General features: G+C 75.4%; 2 protein-coding genes. Both read right to left on the bottom strand.

The window, feature by feature from the left end; all coding sequences use genetic code 11:
* A partial coding sequence (locus RBXJA2T_RS13585) for a tetratricopeptide repeat protein (protein ID WP_009857968.1) occupies positions 1-1329 on the bottom strand: 1329 nt, incomplete at its 3' end.
* Positions 1322-2238, bottom strand: a 917-nt coding sequence (locus tag RBXJA2T_RS13580; protein ID WP_138938879.1) for an ATP-binding protein, incomplete at its 5' end; no start/stop codon positions are given. The genes RBXJA2T_RS13580 and RBXJA2T_RS13585, both read right to left, overlap by 8 nt.

Here is a 2238-nt window from a genome sequence, read left to right as displayed (position 1 = left end):
GCGGTCCAGCGCCGTCTCGGCGGCTGCCGCGGCGACGACGAAGGCCGCCAGCCGCGGCGGCGTCAGCCAGCGCCGGGCGTGCGCGTCGGCCCAGCGCGCCAGCGCGCGGCGCGTCTGCCCCGGCACGGTGGTCGGCCGGGTGTCGCGCCAGGCGTCGCGCCAGCGAACGAGGTCCTGCACCGTCAGCACGATGGCCACCAGCAGCGGCCAGGTCCACCAGCCCGCGGCGCCGGGCCAGGCCAGCAGCGCGGCGATGGACAGCGCCATCAGCAGCACGCCCGACACGGCCGCACGCGCCAGCCACGACAGCGGCCGGCCCAGGCGCTGAAGGCGCGCGTCGAGCTGGCGCCGCGCCGCCGCGATGAAACCGAAGAAGACGAAGAACGGCACCGCCAGCCCGATGAACACCGGCAGCGCCAGCAGCGGCACCACGACCTCCGAGACGGCGTCGGGCAACTGCGTCGCGACGCCGATCGCGGCCAGCAGCGCCAGCCAGACCGCCAGCACGATGGCCTCGACGCGGAACGCGAACCACAGCCGCGCCGCGGCGTGCGCGCCGGTGGCCTGGAAGGCCCGCGCGCAGGGTTCGCCAAACGTGTCGGCCAGGGCCCGCGCGGCGCCGCGGGTCGGCGACACGATGCGCGACAGCATCAGCCAGCGCCACGCCGAACGTGCGAACAGGCGCTGGCGCCCGCGGTCGGCGACGTCGGCGCGCAGCGCGCTCCAGGCCAGCTCCACCGCGTCGCGGTAGCGCGCCATCGCGCGGCTCTGGCCCGCCAGCCCGGCCAGCGCGTCGTCGTTCTCCGGGTCCAGGCGCAGCGCCTCGCGGTAGGCCTGCACCGCCTCGTCGGGCGAATGGCGGGTCTGGGCCAGGCGCACGAAGCCGTCGGCCCAGTCGGGAAAGGCGGCCACCAGCGCCTCGGCCTCGACACGCGCGCCGATCAGGTCGCCGGCGCGCTGGTGCACGGTGGACAGCAGCAGGCGCGACAGCGCGTCGCCGTCGCTGGCGCGCACGGCCTGGCGCGCCATCTCGATGGCCTCGGCATGGCGGCCGCGCACCGAATCCGCGTTGGCCAGCAGGCGCATCGCCCAGGCCGAGCCGGGCTCCTGCGCCAGCACGCCGCGCGCGAGCTCGACGGCCTCGTCGGTGCGGCCGAGCTGCGCCAGCACGTAAGCCAGCTGCAGCCGCGCCCGCGTGTGCGACGGGTCCTCGGCGGCGGCGCGCCGCGCCTGCGCCTCGGCGTCCTTCCAGCGGCCGATGGCGGCCAGCGCCCGGCTGCGCTCGACGAGCGCGTCGGCACGCTGGCGCGGCGTCGGCGCGTCAGCCAAGGCGGTGGCGCTTCATGTAGTCGAGCAGTTCGTCGTAGACGCCGCTCTCGTTGGCGAACATCGCGAAGTTGCGCGCCTGGGCGAACCACTCCAGCGTGCTCGGGCGCAGCGTCTTCAGCGCACGGCGGAAGTCGTCGTGGCCCACCGGGCGGATGCGCCCGGCCGCGGCGCTGGCCTCGATGGCCGCCTCGCGCGCCAGGTTGCACAGGTGGGCCAGGTCGGCGCCGGAGAACAGCTCGGTGGCGCGGGCCAGCGCCGGCAGGTCGACGCCGGCGTGCGGGCAGCCTTCGAGGTGATGCTCGAGGATGCGCTCGCGCGCCGTGACGTCGGGCGGCAGCACGAGCACCGTGCGGTCGAAACGGCCCGGGCGGCGCAGCGCCGAGTCCACGTCCCAGGGGTGGTTGGTGGCGCCGAGCACGAAGACGTCGGTGTTGTCGTGCTGCGCGCCGTCCATCTCGGACAGCAGCTGGTTGACGAGGTTGCGGCCGGCGCCGCCGCGCAGCTCGCTGCGCTTGTGGCCGAGCGCGTCGACCTCGTCGAAGAACAGCACCATCGGCGCCAGCCGGCGCGCGCTGTCGAAGATCTTGTGCAGGCGCTGCTCGCTCTCGCCGAACCACATGTCGAGCACGTCCTCCAGCCCCACCGACGCGAAGCGCGCGCCCATCTCGCCGGCCAGCGCCCGTGCGATGTAGGTCTTGCCGCAGCCCGGCGGGCCGTACAGCAGCAGGCCGCCGCTGCCGGTCTTGCCGAAGGCGCGGTAGAGCTCGGGGTCGCGCAGCGGGCCCAGCACCGACAGTTCGAGCTTCTTCTTCAGCCCCTCCATGCCACCGATCTGGGCGAAGCTGACGCTCGGCGCCTGGACCTCGAACTCCTCGACACGCTCGCCGCCGTCGGCGGCCAGGCGCAGGC

Origin of the sequence: Rubrivivax benzoatilyticus JA2 = ATCC BAA-35, assembly GCF_000190375.1 — a bacterium.
Classification (GTDB): domain Bacteria; phylum Pseudomonadota; class Gammaproteobacteria; order Burkholderiales; family Burkholderiaceae_C; genus Rubrivivax; species Rubrivivax benzoatilyticus.
Note: the sequence above shows the minus strand (reverse complement) of the source record. Positions and strands in the feature narration are given on the sequence as shown.